The 548-nt window shown below is 36.3% G+C and carries 1 protein-coding gene and 1 rRNA gene; one reads left to right on the plus strand and one right to left on the minus strand.

The features are described from left to right. On the minus strand, positions 1-189 hold a 189-nt coding region (locus H6A61_RS15365; protein ID WP_204394779.1), incomplete at its 3' end, for a hypothetical protein. Between the two features lie 257 nt (positions 190-446). Between H6A61_RS15365 and H6A61_RS15370 the strand changes: the two genes are divergently transcribed. Beyond that, a 16S ribosomal RNA gene (locus H6A61_RS15370) occupies positions 447-548 on the plus strand; the annotation flags it as partial.

Below are 548 nucleotides of genomic sequence, written 5' to 3' on the forward strand. Positions count from 1 at the left end.
TGATATTTTTTTTGAAAAAAAGTCGTTTAAACTATTGCAGGAATGAAAAAAGTCTGTACCTTTGCATCCGCTTTCGAGAGGGAGAGCGGTTAAGTTGACATGCTGAAGCAGAGTAAGGAGAGCTGAAAATTCTTTTGAGTATCTTACCTTGTAGTAGCAAGGGAGCGAGAAAGAAAGTCTGGTTTTCAAACTGAAAAAAACTTTTTCAAAAAAAACTTTCGAAAAAGTTTGGTAGTTAAAAATAAATCCCTTACCTTTGCAAACGCTTTCGCTTCCAAAACGAAAGAAAGTTCTTTGAAAGATTTTAGATAAACAAACAGAATGTAGTACAAGCGTCGCATTATATAAATGATGTGATGAAAAGTAAGAATAAACCGTCAATTAAAGATAAAACGGTATCCTGAACAGAGACAAAAGATATCCTTAGGGATATATAAAAATATTTTACAATGAAGAGTTTGATCCTGGCTCAGGATGAACGCTAGCTACAGGCTTAACACATGCAAGTCGAGGGGCAGCGGGATTGAAGCTTGCTTCAATCGCCGGCG

Origin of the sequence: Bacteroides caecigallinarum, assembly GCF_016901995.1 — a bacterium.
Classification (GTDB): domain Bacteria; phylum Bacteroidota; class Bacteroidia; order Bacteroidales; family Bacteroidaceae; genus Phocaeicola; species Phocaeicola cellulolyticus.